Source organism: Mesorhizobium sp. M7A.F.Ca.CA.002.05.1.1, from assembly GCF_003998335.1.
GTDB lineage: Bacteria > Pseudomonadota > Alphaproteobacteria > Rhizobiales > Rhizobiaceae > Mesorhizobium.
The window spans coordinates 1-1,650 of sequence record NZ_RZQI01001126.1; the positions used below are offsets into that span (position 1 = coordinate 1).

The 1,650-nt window shown below is 64.2% G+C and carries 2 protein-coding genes and 1 pseudogene; 1 reads left to right on the top strand and 2 read right to left on the bottom strand.

Features of this window, described 5'->3' with window-relative positions; genetic code table 11:
• A pseudogene (locus tag EN939_RS39505) lies at positions 1-265 on the bottom strand (hypothetical protein); the annotation flags it as partial.
• Between the two features lie 308 nt (positions 266-573).
• Between EN939_RS39505 and EN939_RS33235 the strand changes: the two are divergent.
• Entirely contained in the window at positions 574-807 is a 234-nt protein-coding gene (locus EN939_RS33235) for a DUF2093 domain-containing protein (RefSeq protein ID WP_031213688.1), read from the top strand.
• Here the strand turns inward: EN939_RS33235 and lpxK are convergent.
• A partial coding sequence (gene lpxK, locus EN939_RS33240) for a tetraacyldisaccharide 4'-kinase (RefSeq protein WP_127271709.1) occupies positions 804-1,650 on the bottom strand: 847 nt, incomplete at its 5' end. The genes EN939_RS33235 and lpxK overlap by 4 nt on opposite strands.

Here is a 1,650-nt window from a genome sequence, read left to right on the forward strand (position 1 = left end):
CCGCCAATGCACCCAAAGCGGCAGCGTTGCGCGGGACTGGAGCCTGCGGCGGGATAAGCAACAGCAATGACAGCCCCGCAACCCTGGCAGGAGCATTATCATTGGCCGTTGTCGGAGGCGGCAAGAAGGCTCGCGGCGTTTCGGCTTCGGGTTTTGCCTTTCTCGCCGCGATCGTTGCCAACGCCGCCTCTTCGCCCGTCTCAAGTTGGGCAAGATAGGCATCGACGATGCCAGCCGATGCGATCTGCTGCGATTTGACGGCCATTGGCGCGGCCGGCAAAGTCAACAGCGCTGGCGCTGTCTGTTGTGCGAGCAGAGACGGCGCCGGCGGTTGGACCAGCGCCTTGACCAGTGCCGTCATGACTGGATCGGCCTGCCCCGAGGGCACGGCCTGCGGCGTCATCACTTCCCTGAGCAAGGCGGGAAGACGAGTGGAGGAAATGTCCATTGCGGCCCACCAACACCATTTTTCCGCCTCACAATAAGCGTTCAGCATTGTCTCAGGCTTGTCGCATGCTTGACCTCGCCGGGAATTTATGGCGATGAAATCCTCATGAACCCTGGCGTCCCCGCATGATGAACCGTTTCGAAGGCCCCGGCGGCAAGGAAGCCCGCATCCGCTATCTGGATGGCGACTTCCAGGTTACCAGTCCCGGCGCGTTCGTGCGTTGCGCGGTGACAGGCGAAAGCATTCCGCTCGACGAGTTGAAATACTGGAGCGTCGCCAGGCAGGAGCCGTACATCAGCGCCACCGCCTCGCTGCGCCGCGAAATCGAGATGCATCCGGAGCTGCGTAAACGCGGTTAACCCTTCAGCTTGCGCTGGCGCCAGGCATCGAGCGTCTCGTCGATGATGCGCTCGGGAACGTGATCGAGTTCGAAGACAGTGTCGATCTCCAGCACCTCGAGCCGGTCGAGAAAGTCCTGTGGGGCGCCGTGGCGCAGCCGGGCCGCGTCCTTGGCGGTGGTGATGAGCACCAGCCCCTCAGTGCGTGCGGTCGCCGCCAACTCGGCAAGTTCGTCCTCGGCAAAGAAATGGTGGTCCGGAAACGGCCGCGTCAACGCCAGTTCGCCGCCGGCTTCGCGCACCGTGTCGAAGAATTTCTCGGGATGGCCGATACCGGCGAAGGCGAGGAACCGCTTGCCGGCAAGCCCTGCCTTGCCGCTTGGCTCTGTATGGGCCTCGAAGATCGGCCGGCCGGCGCGTGCCGCCTGGCGGACCACGCTGTCGGCGGCAGTGCCCTCGCCCATTTTCAACAGCCCGCTGGTGAAGACCAACTGGTCGACGATTTTGGCCCTGAGCGGCCCGCCCGGAATGACGCGGCCATTGCCAATTCCGTAGCGCGCATCGACGACGACCAGCGCATAATCGATGTGGATGCGGGCGCTCTGAAACCCATCGTCCATGATCAGGAATTCGCAGCCATGCCGTTCCAACAGCAGCCGGGCGCCGGCGGCGCGGTTCGGCGTCACCGCCACCGGCGCGTGTTCGGCGAGCAGCAGCGGTTCGTCACCGACATGCCTGGCACTGTCATGGTCGATATCGACCACGTGAGGCTCGGCGAACGAGCCGCCATGGCCGCGCGACAGGAAGCCGGGTTTCAGATGCATTCGCTTCGCCTGCTCGGCGAGCGCGATGGCCACCGGCTGT

Excerpts from the sequence above, each read along its gene's own strand:
- EN939_RS33235 (WP_031213688.1), top strand. The coding sequence starts at position 574 with ATGATGAACCGTTTCGAAGGCCCCGGCGGCAAGGAAGCCCGCATCCGC.